Raw genomic sequence first — 16,160 nt, forward strand, 5'->3', positions numbered from 1 at the left:
CGCCATGAGCGAGATCGCGGACATCCTTTCCAACGCAGCCTTCTGGGTGGCGGTGCTGCGCATCGCCACGCCACTGATCTTCGGCACCCTGGGCGTGCTGCTGTGCGAACGGGCCGGCGTGCTGAACCTCGGGATCGAAGGGATCATGGTCGCGGGCGCGTTCGCCGGCTGGCTCGCGGTCTATGCCGGCGCACCGCTGTGGGTGGGCGTGGGCGTGGCGGCGCTGACCGGCGCAGTGTTCGGGCTGCTGCATGCCTTCCTCACCGTGGGGCTCGCGCTGTCGCAGCATGTGTCGGGTCTCGGCATCACGCTGCTCGCCACTGCGTTGAGCTACTACGGCTACCGCGTGAGCTTTCCGAAGGTCAACACGCCCCCGACCATCACGCCCTTCGCACCGATGGAATGGCTGCACATCCCGGTGCTGGACGCGCAAACCCCGCTGACCCTGTTCGCGCTGCTGCTGGTGCCGGTGGTGGCGTACGTCCTCTATCGCACGCCATTGGGGCTCGCCGTCCGCATGGTCGGCGAGAACCCGCAAGCGGCCGAGGGCCAGGGGGTGTCGGTCGCCGCCACGCGCACCGGCGCGATCGTGGCGGGATCGGCGCTGATGGGCGTCGCCGGTTCGTTCCTCACGCTGTCGGCGTTCAACGCCTTCTTCTTCAACATGATCAACGGCCGAGGCTGGATCTGCGTGGCACTGGTGGTGTTCGCATCCTGGCGGCCGGGCAAGGCGTTGCTGGGTGCGCTGCTTTTCGCGTTCTTCGATGCGCTGCAGCTGCGCCTGCAACAGTCGGGCGATGCCTTGCTGCCCTATCAGTTCTATCTGATGCTTCCCTACCTGCTGTCGATCCTTGCGCTGGTGCTCGTGGCGCGAAAGGCGAGCTATCCGCAGGCACTCATGAAACCGTACCGCAAGGGAGAACGCTGATGCTCGATCTGCTCGTCCAGAACGCCACCCTGCCCGACGGCCGCACCGGCATGTCGATCGCGGTGAAGGATGGCCGTATCGCCGAAGTGACACCCGGCCTCGACGCACCGGCCGCAGAGAAGCTCGACGCCGGTGGCCTGCTAGTCACGCCTCATTTCATCGACCCGCACTTCCACATGGACGCCACACTCAGCTACGGCCTGCCTCGCGTCAACGAAAGCGGCACGTTGCTCGAAGGCATCGCGCTGTGGGGCGAGCTCAAGCCGCTGCTGACGGCCGATGCCTTGATCGAACGCGCGCTGGCCTACTGTGACTGGGCGGTGGCCAAGGGCCTGCTCGCCATCCGCAGCCACGTGGACACCAGCGACCCGAGCCTGCTCGCGGTGGATGCACTGCTCGAAGTCAAGCGCCGCGTGGCGCCCTATCTGGACCTGCAACTCGTCGCATTTCCGCAGGATGGCGTGCTTCGCACCAAGGGCGGCGTCGACAGCCTGAAGCGCGCGCTCGACAAGGGCGTGGACGTGGTCGGCGGCATCCCCCACTTCGAGCGCACCATGGCCGACGGCGCCGCAAGCGTGAAGTTGCTGTGCGAGATCGCCGCCGAGCGCGGCAAGCTCGTGGACATGCATTGCGACGAATCGGACGACCCGCACTCACGCCATATCGAAACGCTGGCCTTCGAGGCGCAGCGCCTCGGGCTGCAGGGCCGCGTGACCGGCTCGCATTGCACCTCGATGCACTCGATGGACAACTACTACGTGAGCAAGCTGCTGCCGCTCATCGCGGAAGGCGGCGTCAGCGTGATCGCGAATCCGCTGATCAACATCACGCTGCAGGGCCGGCACGACACCTATCCCAAGCGCCGCGGCATGACGCGCGTGCCGGAACTGATGGCCGCCGGCGTCAACGTCGCCTTCGGCCACGACTGCGTGATGGACCCGTGGTACGGCATGGGCTCGGGCGACATGCTCGAAGTGGCCCACATGGGCCTGCACGTGGCGCAGATGACCAGCCAGCGCGGCATCCGGCAGTGCTTCGACGCGGTCACGACCAACGCGGCGAAGGTGTTCCATCTGGACGCCTACGGCCTCGAGGCAGGCTGCGATGCGAGCTTCGTGCTGCTGCAGGCGCGCGATCCGGTGGAGGCGATCCGGCTGCGCGCGACGCGGCTCAAGGTGTATCGCAAGGGCAGGCTGCTGGCCGAGACACCGGCGGCCACCGCGGCGCTGCATGTGCCGGGCCGCGGGGCTTCGACGGCCTGGATGATTCCGCGCGCCTGATCCGGCCAGGCCATCAGGCCGCATCCGCCGCGTCATGGTCGCGGCGCCACTCCCCCGGCGGCTTTCCGACCAACCGCTTGAACGCGCGCGCGAAGGCCGCCTCGGATTCGTAGCCAACGTCGAGCGCGATCGCTGCCACCGTCGCCCGCGTTTCGAGCAGCAGCCGCGCCGCCGCCTGCATCCGCCACTGCGCGAGGTACTGGATCGGCGGAATGCCCACCAGGTGCGCGAAGCGGTCGTGAAGCGCCGAGCGCGACAGGCCCACCTGCCGCCCGAGTTCGTCGATCGTCCAGTCCTGCGCAGGCTGCTCGTGCATCAGCGCCAGCGCGCGCCCGACGAAACGGTCGCGCAGGCCGGCGAGCCAGCCGGCGCTCTGCGCGGGCAGGCTGTCGGCATAGCGGCGCACCGCATCGACGAACATCATCTCGCTCATGCGCGCCAGCATCGCCTCGCCGCCAGGACGCCGGGCGTGCGATTCGGCCACCGCCTGCTGCGTGAACTGCGCGATCCATGCGCCCTCGCCGTTCGCACGCAGATGCAGGAGGCGCGGCAGCGCATCGATCAGCGGGTTGAAGGGCTGCAGGTCGCATCCCAGGAAGCCGCAGACGATGGTGACGTCCGCATCGGCCTCGACATGCGGAACCCATTCCGGCGATGCCGAATGCGTGACGCTGGTACCGTTGTAGGCCACGCCCAGCGGAAGCTGGCCGATGCCGTCCATGCCCGGGAACCAGCCCAGGCCCGCATCGCCGCGCATGCCCGGCGCGCTCGACACCACATGGGCATCGCCGTGCGGGAACATGACGACGTCGCCGGCCAGCAGATGGGCCGACGGGCCGCCGGGGATGCCGGCCCAGCAACTGCCCCTGGCGACCGCGTGGTACTCGATCACATGATCCACGCCGCGCATCAGCATCGGCGCGAGTTCGCGGGCAGGCGGCGCCTCGGCGGCCCAGTCGCTGCTGCCGCTGATGCTGAAGAACACCGCTCCGCGAAGGCGCACGCCGCGCAGCACGTCCGACAGCGTGTCCTGGCTCATTGGGAAACCTCCGTGCTTCGCACTGCGGTGCGAGCCCCCTTCGGAACGGCCGGGCGGGGGCTCATGGCCGTGTCACCGCGGAGGATCGGACAAGGGGACCGGACGATCGGGCAACCCGCGAACCAGCCGCCGCGCAACACAGGACGATCGGACAAGACGCGCGGACTTCGGGTACGGCGCGGCGACGCGCGAAGGAAAAAAATGCTCCCACTCGCCGCAATGCGAGCACGGCGACGAAGTCTTCATCGTTTTCACCCGAGGAGCAGCTCATGCCATCGTTGACCTACCTTACGCTGGACAAGGACGTCCGGCAAGCCCAGCAGTCCGACGTCGATGCCTTCGCCGCGCAGATCAAAGGCGGCGTCCTGCGCATGGGCGATGCGGCGTACGACGAGGCCCGCAAGATCTGGAACGCGACCGTCGACCGCCGGCCGGCGCTGATCGCCAAGTGCACCAGCGCTGCCGACGTGCAGGCCGGCGTGCAGTTCGCCGCGAAGCACCGGATGCTTCTGAGCGTGCGCGGCGGCGGGCACCACATCGCAGGCAATGCGGTCGCCGAAGGCGGGCTGATGCTCGACATGTCGGGCATGAAGACCGTCGACGTCGATGCCGCGAAGCGCACCGCGCGCGTCGGCGCCGGCGCGCTCCTCAGCGACTTCGACAAGGCAGCGCAGGCGCACGGCCTCGCGACGCCGCTGGGCATCAACTCCACGACCGGGGTCGCTGGCCTCACGCTGGGCGGCGGCTTCGGCTGGCTCACGCGGCGCTACGGGCTGACCGTGGACAACCTCATGAGCATCGACGTGGTCACCGCGGACGGCGCCAGGCGCACCGCCTCGGCGACCTCCGAGCCGGACCTCTTCTGGGCGATGCGCGGCGGCGGCGGCAACTTCGGCGTGGCGACCTCCTTCGAGTTCAAGCTCCACCCCGTCGGGCCGGAGGTGTACTCGGGGCTGGTGGTCTACCCCTTTGCGCAGGCGCAAAAGGTGCTGCGCGCGTGGCGCGACTTCAACAAGACGTCGCCCGACGAGCTCAGCGTCTGGACCGTGATGCGCAAGGCGCCGCCACTGCCCTTCCTGCCCGAATCGGCGCACGGGACCGAAGTCGTGATCTTCCCGCTGGTGTACTGCGGCGAGATGAAGGACGGCGCAGGCGCCGCCGCGCCGGTGACGAAGTTCGGCGATCCGATCGCGGTCGCGCTGGGGGCGAACCCCTACGCCGGATTCCAGACCGCGTTCGACCCGCTGCTGACGCCGGGCAGCCGCAACTACTGGAAATCCAACAACTTCAGTGACCTCAGCGACGCAGCGCTCGACATGCTGATCGCAAACATCGGCCGCCTGCCCGGGCCGGCATGCGAGATCTTCATGGCGCAGCTCGGCGGCGCGATGGCGCGCGTGAAGCAGTCGGAAACCGCCTTCCCCGGCCGCGATGCGAACTACATCATGAACGTGCACGGCCGCTGGGACGACCCGGGCGACGACGACAAGGTGCGCGATTGGGCGCGCCGCGTGTTCCAGGAGGCCGCGCCGCACGCGACCGCCAGCGGCTACGTCAACTTCCTGACGGAAGACGAAGCGGCGCGGGTCGAGGGAAGCTATGGCGCGAACTACGCGCGGCTTCAGACAGCCAAGCGGAAGTACGACCCGGACAACCTCTTCCGCATGAACCTCAACATCGCACCGTAGGAGCCGCAGTGAGCCTGGTCGATCATCGCGGGAGCCGCATCACCGGCGCCACGCTCGAGGCGCTCGCCGCGTACGAACGGGCGCTCACTGCATTCCAGGGCTGGCGCACCGGTGTCGATGGCGAACTGGCGATTGCGCTGAGAGAAGCCCCCGACTTCGTCATGGCGCACGTGCTGCGCGGCTACCAGTGGATCTGCAGCCGCGATCCCCGGCAGGTGCGGCGCGGGCATGAGGTGCTGGCGCGTGCCGCAGCCATGACGGCCAACCGGCGCGAACGGATGCACCTGGCCGCTATCGCTGCCGCGTTGGCCGACGACTACGAAGGCGCGAAGTCGCGGCTCGGCGAGCTTCTCGACGAGCATCCGAGGGATGCGCTCGCGCTGCAGGTGGCGCATGCGTTCGACCACGTCACCGGCGACGAGGCCCAGATGCGCCGCCGTGTCGCGTCGGTGCTGCCGGCGTGGTCGCCCGACCTGCCGGGCTATCACACGATCCTGTCGATGCACGCCTTCAGCCTGGAGGAAAGCGGCGAATACGCGCGCGCGCAGGATGTGGCGCTGGCCGCCCTCGAACTCGACCCCCACGACGCCCGCGCGCACCACGCGATGGCGCATATCTTCGAAATGACCGGGCAAGCCGATGCCGGCGTCCGCTGGATGCGCCGGCACGTGGCCGCGTGGAGCGAGGGCACCGTCGTCGCGACGCATTGCTGGTGGCACCTCGCGCTTTTCCATCTGGCGCGTGCCGAGTGGGGGCATGCGCTGGCGCTGTACGACGAGCGCGTACGCGCCCGCCATTCGCTGGAGATCGCGGACCTGATCGACGCCGCGGCGCTCCTGTGGCGGCTCGACTTCCACCGCACCGACCTGGGTGCGCGCTGGGCGGAACTCGCCGCCGCCTGGGCCTCACACGTCGACGACGGTTTCTGCAGCTTCAACGACCTGCATGCTGCGCTTGCCTTTGTCGGTGCACGCCAGTGGGGCCTCGCCCGTCAGTTGGAGACCTCGCTCGTCGATGCGCAGTCGAAGCCCACCCGCCACGGGAACGCCACGCGGGAGCTCGGCCTGGCCTCGTGCCGCGCGATGATGGCCTTCGGCCGCGGCGATGAGACGCTTGCGGTCACCCTGCTGGCCAGCCTGCCGGCGCTGGCCCACCGGCTCGGAGGCAGTCATGCCCAGCGCGACGTGCTGCATCTCACGCTGCGAGAAGCGGTCGAGCGCCTCTGCGCGGTGGCCCGCCGGTCGCTGCAAAGCGCCTGATCCATCAAGAACAGAGAGAGAGGTCATTCCATGCAGTTCGCTTCCCAGCAGGTCGAGATGCTCCAGGACGTCCCCTTCTTCCGCGAATCCGGCAACGGGCCCGGTGTGGTCTGCATTCACTCGAATGCCAGCACGTCGTCGCAATGGCGCGCATTGGCCGACCGCCTGAGCCCGTCCTTTCGGATACTCGCGGCAGATTCGATCGGCGCCGGGAAGAGCCCCGCCTGGCCCGTGAATCACACGGTCACGCTGCGCGATGAAGTCGCGCTGCTGGAGCCGGTCTTTGCTGCTGCAGGGCATCCGTTCTTTCTGGTCGGCCACTCCTACGGAGCAGCAGTGGCGTTGATCGCGGCGCTGTCGTTTCCGGATCGGATTCGCGCGATGGTCCTCTACGAGCCGACCCTTTTCGCGGTGCTCGAGCAGGAATCCCCGGCGCAGCCTGCAGCGAACGGAATCCGCTCAGCCGCCGACGATGCGGCGAAATCGATCCGCGCGAACGATCCGATGGCGGCCGGCGAGCGTTTCATCGACTACTGGATGGGCGATGGCGCCTGGCAGACGACGCCCGAAGCGCGACGGGCGCAGATCGCCGGCAGCATGCACAACGTCGCGGGCTGGGCGCGCGCCCTGTTCACCGAGCCGACACCACTGCGCGATTTCGCGGCGCTCGACATTCCGGTCCTCTACATGCTGGGCGCCCGGTCGCCGGCTTCGACGCATGGCGTTGCGCGCCTGCTGACCGGCGTCCTGCCTTCGGTCACGGTCATGGAATTCACCGATCTCGGCCACATGGGGCCGGTGACCCACCCGGACGTCGTGAACGAGGCGGTGCAAGCCTTTCTGCTGCGCAACTGAACGTGCCGATCGTCACAAAGCGCTACGGCCCTCGAAGGGCCGCGGGCGGCCCTCTGGCGACGCCGCCCGCCGCGTGGTAACTTGCGTAGCTCTGCTTCAGCGTCAGAGACGCGAAGGAGTCCGCTATGACAACCGCCATGAATCCGCCCGTTGCACCGGGCGAACCGGCCCCCGACTTTGCGCTGCCGGCGGTCGCCGATGCCGACACCATCTCCCTGGCGGACTATCGCGGTCGAAGCCCCTTGTTCCTGGCGCTGCTGGTAGGCCTGTGGTGCCCCTTCTGCCGCCGGCAGCTCGTCCAGCTCGGCACCCTCGACGACAAGCTGAAAGCGCTGAGCGTCGAAAGTCTCGCAGTAGTGGCCACCGCGCCGGAGAACGCGCGGCGCTACTTCAAGTTCAGGCCGACGCGGCTGCGGCTGGCCTCCGACCCCGAGCTGTCGATACACCGCGCCTACGGGGTGCCCAAGCCCGAGGCCACGCCGGACCTCATCCGGGCGCTGGAACAGATCCGCGTGAACCCCTTCGGCGATCTGCCCGAGCCGCTGCCGGTCGCCGAAGCCGCCAAGGTGTTCCAGGATCGCGACGGCTACGTCAACACGCCGACCGACAACGCCGAGGTGGAAAGGCAATGGCCGCAGCTCAAGGCCTACTTCATGATCGACCGCGAAGGCATCGTGCGCTGGGCAGACATTGAGTGCAGCAGCGAAGGCCTGGGGGGCATCGGCAAGCTGGCGTCGGAAGACGTGATCCTCGGCGCCGCCCGCGCGCTGCATTGACGCGGCGCCGGCGCTTTCAGGGCAGCGCCGCCACCGCGCACCACATGTGCACCTTCGAGAGGTACGCGCCGTCGAGCGCGACTGCGTAGGGTTCGACGCCGAACGGCCTGAAGCCGCAGCGTTCGTAGAGCGTCTGCGCGGCGGCATTGCCTTCGGTCACGGTGAGTTGCACGACCCGCACACCCTCCCGTGCCGCGGCCTCGTCCAGCAGGGCCGCTACCAGTTTCCGTCCCAGCCCGGCGCCTCGCACGGCCGACGCGACGTACATCCCGAACAGGTCGGCCTTGTGCCTCGCCTTTTCGCGTCCCTGGAACTGCAATCCGGCGGCGCCCACGAGCACGTCGCCATCGAAGGCGCCGAACACCACCTGGTCGGCCGCCGCGGAAGCATCGAGGCGCTTCTCCCACCACGAAAGCGGCAGTGCCTCGCGCTCCGCGACCGTCGAGGTGAACGCGTCAGGATGGCGTGCATAGCCCTCGAGCATCAGTGCGCGATAGGCTTCGGCGTCGGCGGGAAGCAGGCGACGTATCGTCATGTCAGACCGCCGGTGCGATGGCCTCGGCGTATTCGTACAGTGCGCCAAGGATTTCTTCGCCGCGCTCGTCGGCCTTCTCGGCGAGCGTGTCGATCTCCGCGAACAGTTCATCGACATTGCGCGCACCGCCCTCGCCCTCGAGCAATCGCGCGACGCGATGGGCCTCCCAGCGTTCCGTTTCTTCCTCCGTCAGCGTCTCGACGAAATTGCGCGCGCGGTAGCGGAAGAGCAGCTCTTCGAGCCTCGGGTCGTCGAACGCGGTGCGTTCCTGGGCCTGCACGAGCTGCGCCGGCGAAAGGCTGCGCAACTGCGTGAGCCGCCGGCGATCGCCGTTGCCGACGAACCCGCCGTAGAGGTCTTCGTCGACATCGGGCGTGCCTTCCTTCGGGCGCTCGAAGACGCGCTGCCAGATGCTGCTCATGTCGGGCAGCGAGGCCGCGATGGCCGCGTTGCGCATGGCGGCGTCCATGTCGATGCCCCAGCGCTTGGCCATCGCCGGTGCGAGCGTGCGCAGGTTGCCGACGACCATCGGCGACTTGTTCAGGTGCACGCTCTTGATCGGCAGCCGCGTCACCCCTTCGGGCAGATCGGCGGTTCGCGTGAAAAGGCGAAGCCGCATCGTCTCGACGTCGAGGCCGCCCAGTTCGCTCGGGTCGTGCGCAAGGTCCCAGGCGAGCAGCTCGTTGCGATTGGTCGGATGGCTTGCCAGCGGCCACATCACCGCGAGGCACCCGCGCTCGGCGGGGAACATGCCCGAGACATGCAGGAAGGGGCGCATGCCTTCCTTCGTCGCCGGAAGGCCCAGCTCGCTCGCCACGCGATCCTTGCGGTGCAGTGAGAAAGCGAAGTCGAACAGGCGCGGCTGCTGGTCGCGAATCAGGCGCGCAAGCGCGATGGTCGCGCGCACGTCCGACAAGGCATCGTGCGCCGCCTCATGCACCAGCCCGTTGGCGCGGGCGAGGTCCTCGAGCTTGAAGCTCTGGCTGCCATCCGCCTTCTTCGGCCATTCGATGCCGTCCGGACGCAGCGCATAGGTCAGCCGCACCACGTCGAGCAGGTCCCACCGGCCGCAGTCGTTCTGCCACTCGCGCGCATAGGGGTCGATAAGGTTGCGCCAGAAGAGGAAGCGCGTGACTTCGTCGTCGAAGCGGATCGTGTTGTAGCCCACGCCGATGGTGCCGGGCTGCGAAAAGGCACTTTCGACCTGCGCGGCGAATTCGTGCTCGGGCAGGCCGCGCTCCAGGCATTGCTGCGGCGTGATGCCGGTGATCAGGCAGGCCTCCGGGCTCGGCAGATAGTCCGGCGCAGGCTTGCAGTAGATCATCAACGGCTCGCCGATCTCATTGAGCTCGGCATCGGTTCGGATCGCGGCGAACTGCGCCGGGCGATCGCGGCGCGGCACTGCCCCGAAGGTTTCGTAGTCGTGCCAGAGAAAGGTGTGAGGAGCCATCGTCAAAGCAAAGGGGAAAACAAGCGCGCCGTGGCTTCGCCCAGGCGCCGCGGGAAAGTCTGGTGCCGGTTGGCCCGCACCGGCGAGGCATTGCGCAGGTCGGTCTGGAACTGCGTCACGAGCGCACCGGTCAGTGTCGGTCCGTAGATCACGGCGGAAACCTCGAAGTTGAGCCTGAAGCTGCGGTTGTCGAAGTTCGCGGTGCCGATCATCGCGCAGTTGTCGTCCACCACCAGCGTCTTGGAATGCAGCATGCGGGCCTTGTATTCCCAGATCTTGACGCCGGCGGCGATCAGTTCGTCGTAGTACGAGCGCGCCGCGGCGCTGACGATGAGCGAGTCGCTGCGGCGCGGCACCAAAAGCCGCACGTCGACGCCGCGAAGCGCCGCACTCGTGAGCGCCATCAACGCCGGCTCGGTGGGCACGAAGTACGGCGTGGTGAGCCATGCGCGATGCTTCGCGGCATGGATCGCATCGACCTGGACGCGATGGATCGCCTCGACGGCGCTGTCGGGGCCACTGGTGACGATCTGCACCGGAATGTCCCCGACGCCGTCCTCCGCGTCGACGCGCGGGAACATGCTGTCGATCGCCCTGTGCACATGCCGCAGCGTCTCGCCGGTGGCATAGGTCCAGTCCTCGATGAAGGTGGTCTGGAGCCAGCGAACGGCGCTTCCCGCGATCTTCAGGTGGACGTCGTGATAGGCATCCGGCCGCGTGCGCGCATCTTCCTCATCGGTGATGTTGACGCCGCCGGTGAAGCCGATGCGTCCATCGCAAACGACGATCTTGCGGTGCGTCCGGTAGTTGGTCACCGGGCGCAGACGCCGGCCGATGCGCGTGTCATGGAACAGCGCCACATGGATGCCGACCTCGCGCATCGGTGCCATGAACTTGCGGCCGACGCGCTTGGAGCCGAGCGCATCGAGCAGCAGGCGCACCGTCACGCCTTCGCGCGCGCGCTCGATCAGCAGGTCGCGCAGCTGGGTGCCGATGTTATCGGGCTCGAAGATGTAGTACTCGAGATGCACGTGGTCTCGTGCCTGACGGATGCAGTCGAATATTGCATCGAAGGTGCGTGCACCACCCGACAGCAACTCGACCGAGGTCGCGGTCGACACTGGCAGGCCGCACGCCGCCGTACCCAGGGCAGCCAGCTGCCGCAAGGTGGGCGGCGCATGCTTCGAGGCGTCTCGCAGCCTCGCGATGTCACCCGGCGCCTGCTCGATCGCACGGCTGCGAAGGCGCCGCAGCCGCTGCTTCTTGAGTCGCTGCGGGCCGAGGAAGTAGTAGATGACGAAGCCCACGAACGGCAGCAGCGCGAGCGAGAGGATCCAGCTCATCGTCGATACCGGCGCGCGCTTCTGCATCACGATCCAGACCGAAAGGACCGCGATGTAGCCGCTCCATGCGAGGGAGAGACCCGTTTTCCATTCGTGACTGAACTCGGGGAGGATCAAGGCGAGAGGTAGCTGAAAAAGAAAAAGGCCGGTAGCCCGATGCTACCGGCCTTCGATGACCTTCCAGACGCGCCGATCAACCCGCGGCGGTTTCTTCCGCTTCCGGCTTCGAACGCCCTTCCTTCTTGGGCAGCGGCTGGATATCCAGCACGACCTCTTCCTTGTCGTCGAGATCGACCGTCAGACGACCGCCTTCCTGCAGGCGACCGAACAGCAGCTCGTCGGCCAAGGCACGACGGATCGTGTCCTGGATCAGACGCTGCATCGGACGTGCGCCCATCAACGGATCGAAGCCCTTCTTCGCCAGATGCTTGCGCAGCGTGTCGGTGAACGTGACATCCACTTTCTTCTCGGCAAGTTGAGTCTCGAGTTGCAGCAGGAACTTGTCGACCACGCGCAGGATGATCTGCTCGTCGAGCGCCTTGAAGCTCACGATCGCGTCCAGGCGATTGCGGAACTCCGGCGTGAACAGGCGCTTGATATCGCCCATTTCGTCGCCGGCCTGGCGCGGGTTCGTGAAGCCGATGGTCGACTTGTTCATCGTCTCGGCACCGGCATTGGTGGTCATGACGATGATCACGTTGCGGAAGTCGGCCTTGCGACCGTTGTTGTCCGTCAGCGTGCCGTGGTCCATGACCTGCAGCAGCACGTTGAAGATGTCCGGGTGCGCCTTCTCGATTTCGTCGAGCAACAGCACCGCGTGCGGCTTCTTCGTGATCGCCTCGGTCAGCAGACCGCCCTGGTCGAAACCGACGTAGCCCGGAGGCGCACCGATCAGGCGGCTCACCGCATGGCGCTCCATGTACTCCGACATGTCGAAGCGAATCAGCTCGATGCCCATGATGTAGGCGAGCTGGCGCGCCGCTTCGGTCTTGCCGACGCCGGTGGGACCACTGAACAGGAACGAGCCGATCGGCTTGTCGTCGCGACCCAGGCCCGAACGAGCCATCTTGACCGCGGAAGCAAGCACTTCCAGGGCCTTGTCCTGGCCGAACACCACGCTCTTGAGGTCGCGCTCGATCGTCTGCAGCTTGCCGCGATCGTCGTTCGACACGTTGGCCGGGGGAATACGCGCGATCTTCGCGACGATTTCCTCGACCTCGGTCTTGCTGATGGTCTTCTTGCGCTTGTTTGCGGGCAGGATGCGTTGGGCCGCGCCAGCCTCGTCGATGACGTCGATCGCCTTGTCGGGCAGATGACGGTCATTGATGTACTTGGCGCTCAGCTCGGCGGCGGCCTGCAGTGCGGCCGGGCCGTACTTCACGCCGTGATGCTCCTCGAAGCGCGACTTGAGGCCCTTCAGGATGTCGACCGTCTCGGCCACCGTCGGCTCGACCACGTCGACCTTCTGGAACCGGCGAGACAAGGCCGCATCCTTTTCGAAGATGCCGCGGTATTCGCTGAACGTGGTGGCGCCGATGCACTTGAGCTGGCCGCTGGAAAGCGCCGGCTTGAGGAGGTTGGACGCATCCAGAGTGCCGCCCGAAGCAGCGCCAGCGCCGATCAGGGTGTGGATCTCGTCGATGAACAGGATCGCGTTCGGCTTGTCCTTGAGCGACTTGAGCACGCCCTTGAGACGCTGCTCGAAATCGCCACGGTACTTCGTGCCAGCGAGCAGCGCGCCCATGTCGAGCGAGTACACGTTGGATTCGGCCAGGATCTCCGGCACGTCACCCTGCGTGATTCGCCATGCGAGTCCTTCGGCGATCGCGGTCTTGCCCACGCCAGCCTCGCCGACCAGCAGCGGATTGTTCTTGCGACGGCGGCACAGGATCTGGATCACGCGCTCGACCTCGTATTCGCGGCCGATCAGCGGATCGATCTTGCCCTCCTTGGAAAGCTGGTTGAGGTTCTGGGTGAACTGCTCGAGAGGAGACGACTTCTCGTTCTTCTCGCCACCGCCCTCCTCGCCCTCGCCGGACGACGCATCGCTGCTGCCCTTGGCCGCTTCCGGCGGATCGCTCTTCTTGATGCCGTGGGCGATGAAGTTCACGACGTCGAGGCGCGTCACGCCCTGCTGGTGCAGGTAGTACACGGCGTGCGAGTCCTTCTCGCCGAAGATCGCCACGAGCACATTGGCGCCGGTGACCTCTTTCTTGCCGTTGCCGGTCGACTGCACGTGCATGATCGCGCGCTGGATGACGCGCTGGAAGCCCAGCGTCGGCTGGGTGTCCACGTCATCCGTGCCGGCAACCTGCGGCGTGTTGTCCTTGATGAAGTTGGTGAGCGACGCCCGGAGGTCGTCGACGTTTGCCGAGCATGCGCGCAGGACCTCCGCGGCACTCGGGTTGTCCAGCAAGGCGAGCAGCAGGTGCTCCACCGTGATGAACTCGTGGCGCTGCTGCCTGGCTTCGACAAAAGCCATGTGCAAGCTGACTTCCAGTTCCTGGGCAATCATGTGATTTCCTTTTGGCCTTGCTGTAAATATTCCGCAGATGGGTTGGAGCGCAATTTATTCAACCGGTTCGCTGACACACTGCAGCGGATGCCCGGCCTGGTGGGCTGCTTCCATCACCTGATTCACCTTGGTCGCTGCCATGTCGCGGGAGTACACGCCGCACACGCCACGCCCATCGAGATGGATCTTGAGCATGATCTGCGTGGCTGTTTCCCGGTCCTTGTTGAAGAACTGCTGGATCACGACGATGACGAACTCCATCGGCGTGTAGTCATCGTTGAGCATCACCACCTGGTACATCTGGGGTGGTGCGGTCTTCTGCGGCCGCCGTTCAAGAACGACCGAGTCGCCGTCGTCGCCGGCCGGCTTCGTGGCCGGTGGCGTCTTGGGGGTCGGGGGGATTCTGGTAGCCATGAAAATCATTTTATAGAGCAGCCGCGCATTGCACTTGCGGCAGGGGGACAAGTGGTGGCGGCTTTGTGACATTCAAGGCGAATCGCGGGGTGGAACCGGTCGCCAGCTCACGCAAACACCGTGCCTCCGGGTCCGATAGCTCCCCATATATCGGCCGATCACGCCGAAAAGAAAGCCCCGGCGCCTTGCGACGCCGGGGCTTGGTGCTCGCGGTCCGGCAATGCGCCGGACGTCGCTTACATGTTGTCGATCATCACCTGCCCGAATCCGGAGCAGCTGACCTGGGTGGCGCCTTCCATCAGGCGCGCGAAGTCGTAGGTCACCTTCTTGCTCACGATCGACTTCTCCATGGCGCTGATGACCAGGTCGGCAGCCTCCTTCCAGCCCATGTGACGCAGCATCATCTCGGCCGAGAGGATCTCGGAGCCCGGGTTCACGTAGTCCTTGCCTGCGTACTTGGGCGCCGTGCCGTGGGTGGCCTCGAACATGGCAACCGTGTCGCTCAGGTTCGCGCCAGGGGCGATTCCGATGCCGCCGACCTGCGCCGCCAGGGCGTCGGAAATGTAGTCGCCGTTCAGATTCAGCGTGGCAATGACGCTGTATTCGGCCGGTCGCAGCAGAATCTGTTGCAAGAACGCATCAGCAATCGAATCCTTGACGGTAATTTCTTTACCGCTTTTCGGGCTCTTGAGTTTCATCCACGGACCGCCGTCGATGAGCTCGGCGCCGAATTCCTTGGCCGCCAGGCCGTAGCCCCAGTCACGGAACGAACCCTCCGTGAACTTCATGATGTTGCCCTTGTGCACGAGCGTCACGCTGGACTTGTCGTTGTCGATGGCGTACTGGATGGCTTTGCGGACCAGGCGCTCGGTGCCTTCCCGGGAAACCGGCTTGATACCGATGCCCGAGGTATTCGGAAAGCGGATCTTCTTGACACCGAATTCGTCCTGGAGGAACTTGATGAGTTTCTTCGCCTTGTCGCTCTCGGCTTCGAATTCGATGCCGGCGTAGATGTCCTCGGAGTTCTCGCGGAAGATCACCATGTTGGTCTTCTGCGGTTCCTTCACGGGGCTCGGTACCCCCTCGAAATACTGGATCGGCCGCAGGCAGACGTACAGGTCGAGTTCCTGCCGCAATGCAACGTTCAGCGAACGGATGCCGCCACCCACCGGCGTCGTCAGCGGTCCCTTGATCGAAACCACATATTCGCGGACCGCCTCCAGAGTCTCGTCGGGCAGCCAGACGTCGGGGCCATAGACCTTGGTTGACTTCTCGCCTGCGTAGACTTCCATCCAGTGGATCTTCCGCTTCCCGCCGTAAGCCTTGGCCACTGCGGCATCGACCACCCTCAGCATCACGGGCGTAATGTCCAGGCCCGTTCCGTCCCCTTCGATGAACGGAATGATCGGCTGATCGGGCACATTCAGCGAGTTGTCGGCATTCACCGAGATCTTTTGGCCTTCGGATGGGACTTTGATGTGCTGATAGCTGGACATGTGGGCGTCGGCTCCGGATGAAATGAAGACTGGAAGACACTACGCTTCCAATCGCCTGAATACCCTTAGAATTTTAGACGCAACCGGAGGAGCCTGAGGATGTGTCAACCGCGGCCGTATTGGCGCCGTTGTTGACAGACCTTCTGCTGGCCGGGAGGCGTTTTCAACCATTTCCAATGAGGAATCCGTAATGAGCAAAGTTCTCGCAGCAACGATGGCCGGCCTGATCGCAGCCAGTGCCGGTCTGTTCTCGGTCAATGCGTCCGCACAAGGCGCCTCCACCTCGCAGGAAGCCGCTCCGCCGACCAACACCAAGCCGCAACAACGCGCCACGGAACGCCGTGCCAGCAAGCCCCAGGGCGAAGTGCGCCCGCAAGGCGGCGACACGCCCAAGACGGCCGAAGGCAGCGGTGGCCTGACCCAGAACAAGTCAACGGCCGCCGGCCAGGCACGCGCCGACACGCGCAGCGACCGCCGCCGCGACAAGCAGGGCAACGTCCGCAAGATGAACCCGCAAGGCGGCACGCCTAACTAAGTCAGGGCTCGTCCCTAATCGAAAAAGCGTTCCCTGCGGAGCGCTTT

The 16,160-nt window shown here is 66.1% G+C and carries 14 protein-coding genes; 7 read left to right on the top strand and 7 right to left on the bottom strand.

Annotated elements, in window-relative coordinates; genetic code table 11:
* Window positions 1-4: 4 nt before the first annotated feature.
* Together BLW05_RS02120 and BLW05_RS02125 are read left to right on the top strand one after the other, a co-directional pair.
* Window positions 5-928, top strand: coding sequence for an ABC transporter permease (locus BLW05_RS02120; RefSeq protein ID WP_093159086.1), 924 nt, complete (start codon window positions 5-7; stop codon window positions 926-928).
* Window positions 928-2,208 carry an amidohydrolase family protein gene (locus tag BLW05_RS02125; RefSeq protein ID WP_093159088.1) on the top strand — a complete coding sequence of 427 codons (1,281 nt, stop codon included), beginning with the start codon at window positions 928-930 and terminating at the stop codon, window positions 2,206-2,208. Before BLW05_RS02120 ends, BLW05_RS02125 begins: the two co-directional genes overlap by 1 nt.
* Window positions 2,209-2,221: 13 nt before the next feature.
* On the opposite strand, the gene BLW05_RS02130 is transcribed toward BLW05_RS02125, so the two are convergent.
* Window positions 2,222-3,247: an AraC family transcriptional regulator gene (locus BLW05_RS02130; RefSeq protein WP_093159091.1), complete on the bottom strand. Its 1,026-nt coding sequence runs from the start codon at window positions 3,245-3,247 to the stop codon at window positions 2,222-2,224.
* Between the two features lie 269 nt (window positions 3,248-3,516).
* On the opposite strand from BLW05_RS02130, the gene BLW05_RS02135 reads away from it, so the two are divergent.
* The 4 genes from BLW05_RS02135 (at window position 3,517) to BLW05_RS02150 (ending at window position 7,825) form a co-directional block, all read left to right on the top strand.
* The gene (locus tag BLW05_RS02135) at window positions 3,517-4,935 is read left to right on the top strand and encodes an FAD-binding oxidoreductase (protein ID WP_093159093.1); all 1,419 of its coding nucleotides are present in this window, start codon (window positions 3,517-3,519) and stop codon (window positions 4,933-4,935) included.
* Window positions 4,936-4,943: 8 nt separating this feature from the next.
* On the top strand, window positions 4,944-6,194 hold the full coding sequence (locus tag BLW05_RS02140; RefSeq protein ID WP_093159095.1) for a tetratricopeptide repeat protein: 1,251 nt from the start codon (window positions 4,944-4,946) through the stop codon (window positions 6,192-6,194).
* A 30-nt stretch (window positions 6,195-6,224) separates the two neighbouring features.
* Window positions 6,225-7,049 carry an alpha/beta fold hydrolase gene (locus tag BLW05_RS02145; RefSeq protein ID WP_256329975.1) on the top strand — a complete coding sequence of 275 codons (825 nt, stop codon included), beginning with the start codon at window positions 6,225-6,227 and terminating at the stop codon, window positions 7,047-7,049.
* Between the two features lie 125 nt (window positions 7,050-7,174).
* Complete coding sequence (locus BLW05_RS02150; RefSeq protein ID WP_093159098.1) at window positions 7,175-7,825, top strand: redoxin domain-containing protein; 651 nt, start codon at window positions 7,175-7,177, stop codon at window positions 7,823-7,825.
* A 16-nt stretch (window positions 7,826-7,841) separates the two neighbouring features.
* Here BLW05_RS02150 and BLW05_RS02155 read toward each other — a convergent pair whose 3' ends face one another.
* The 6 genes from BLW05_RS02155 to icd form a co-directional block, all read right to left on the bottom strand.
* Window positions 7,842-8,360, bottom strand: coding sequence for a GNAT family N-acetyltransferase (locus tag BLW05_RS02155; protein ID WP_093159100.1), 519 nt, complete (start codon window positions 8,358-8,360; stop codon window positions 7,842-7,844).
* Between the two features lies 1 nt (window position 8,361).
* Window positions 8,362-9,810 carry an exodeoxyribonuclease I gene (gene sbcB, locus BLW05_RS02160; protein WP_093159103.1) on the bottom strand — a complete coding sequence of 483 codons (1,449 nt, stop codon included), beginning with the start codon at window positions 9,808-9,810 and terminating at the stop codon, window positions 8,362-8,364.
* Window positions 9,811-9,812: 2 nt separating this feature from the next.
* Entirely contained in the window at window positions 9,813-11,270 is a 1,458-nt protein-coding gene (cls, locus tag BLW05_RS02165) for a cardiolipin synthase (protein ID WP_093159105.1), read from the bottom strand.
* Between the two features lie 76 nt (window positions 11,271-11,346).
* The gene (gene clpA / locus BLW05_RS02170) at window positions 11,347-13,668 is read right to left on the bottom strand and encodes an ATP-dependent Clp protease ATP-binding subunit ClpA (protein ID WP_093159108.1); all 2,322 of its coding nucleotides are present in this window, start codon (window positions 13,666-13,668) and stop codon (window positions 11,347-11,349) included.
* Between the two features lie 54 nt (window positions 13,669-13,722).
* The gene (gene clpS / locus BLW05_RS02175) at window positions 13,723-14,082 is read right to left on the bottom strand and encodes an ATP-dependent Clp protease adapter ClpS (RefSeq protein WP_088958998.1); all 360 of its coding nucleotides are present in this window, start codon (window positions 14,080-14,082) and stop codon (window positions 13,723-13,725) included.
* A 236-nt stretch (window positions 14,083-14,318) separates the two neighbouring features.
* Window positions 14,319-15,578, bottom strand: a complete 1,260-nt coding sequence (gene icd / locus BLW05_RS02180) for an NADP-dependent isocitrate dehydrogenase (RefSeq protein ID WP_093159110.1) — start codon at window positions 15,576-15,578, stop codon at window positions 14,319-14,321.
* A 190-nt stretch (window positions 15,579-15,768) separates the two neighbouring features.
* Here icd and BLW05_RS02185 point away from each other — a divergent pair, with 190 nt between their 5' ends.
* Complete coding sequence (locus BLW05_RS02185; RefSeq protein ID WP_093159113.1) at window positions 15,769-16,113, top strand: hypothetical protein; 345 nt, start codon at window positions 15,769-15,771, stop codon at window positions 16,111-16,113.
* Window positions 16,114-16,160 lie beyond the last annotated feature (47 nt).

Origin of the sequence: Variovorax sp. YR216, assembly GCF_900107745.1 — a bacterium.
In the GTDB taxonomy this organism is placed as follows: domain Bacteria; phylum Pseudomonadota; class Gammaproteobacteria; order Burkholderiales; family Burkholderiaceae_C; genus Variovorax.

Coding starts and splice junctions, on each gene's coding strand:
- clpA (WP_093159108.1), bottom strand. CDS start 13,668: ATGATTGCCCAGGAACTGGAAGTCAGCTTGCACATGGCTTTTGTCGAA.
- sbcB (WP_093159103.1), bottom strand. CDS start 9,810: ATGGCTCCTCACACCTTTCTCTGGCACGACTACGAAACCTTCGGGGCA.
- BLW05_RS02125 (WP_093159088.1), top strand. CDS start 928: ATGCTCGATCTGCTCGTCCAGAACGCCACCCTGCCCGACGGCCGCACC.
- BLW05_RS02130 (WP_093159091.1), bottom strand. CDS start 3,247: ATGAGCCAGGACACGCTGTCGGACGTGCTGCGCGGCGTGCGCCTTCGC.
- BLW05_RS02135 (WP_093159093.1), top strand. CDS start 3,517: ATGCCATCGTTGACCTACCTTACGCTGGACAAGGACGTCCGGCAAGCC.
- BLW05_RS02150 (WP_093159098.1), top strand. CDS start 7,175: ATGACAACCGCCATGAATCCGCCCGTTGCACCGGGCGAACCGGCCCCC.
- BLW05_RS02185 (WP_093159113.1), top strand. CDS start 15,769: ATGAGCAAAGTTCTCGCAGCAACGATGGCCGGCCTGATCGCAGCCAGT.
- BLW05_RS02155 (WP_093159100.1), bottom strand. CDS start 8,360: ATGACGATACGTCGCCTGCTTCCCGCCGACGCCGAAGCCTATCGCGCA.
- BLW05_RS02120 (WP_093159086.1), top strand. CDS start 5: ATGAGCGAGATCGCGGACATCCTTTCCAACGCAGCCTTCTGGGTGGCG.
- clpS (WP_088958998.1), bottom strand. CDS start 14,082: ATGGCTACCAGAATCCCCCCGACCCCCAAGACGCCACCGGCCACGAAG.
- BLW05_RS02145 (WP_256329975.1), top strand. CDS start 6,225: ATGCAGTTCGCTTCCCAGCAGGTCGAGATGCTCCAGGACGTCCCCTTC.
- icd (WP_093159110.1), bottom strand. CDS start 15,578: ATGTCCAGCTATCAGCACATCAAAGTCCCATCCGAAGGCCAAAAGATC.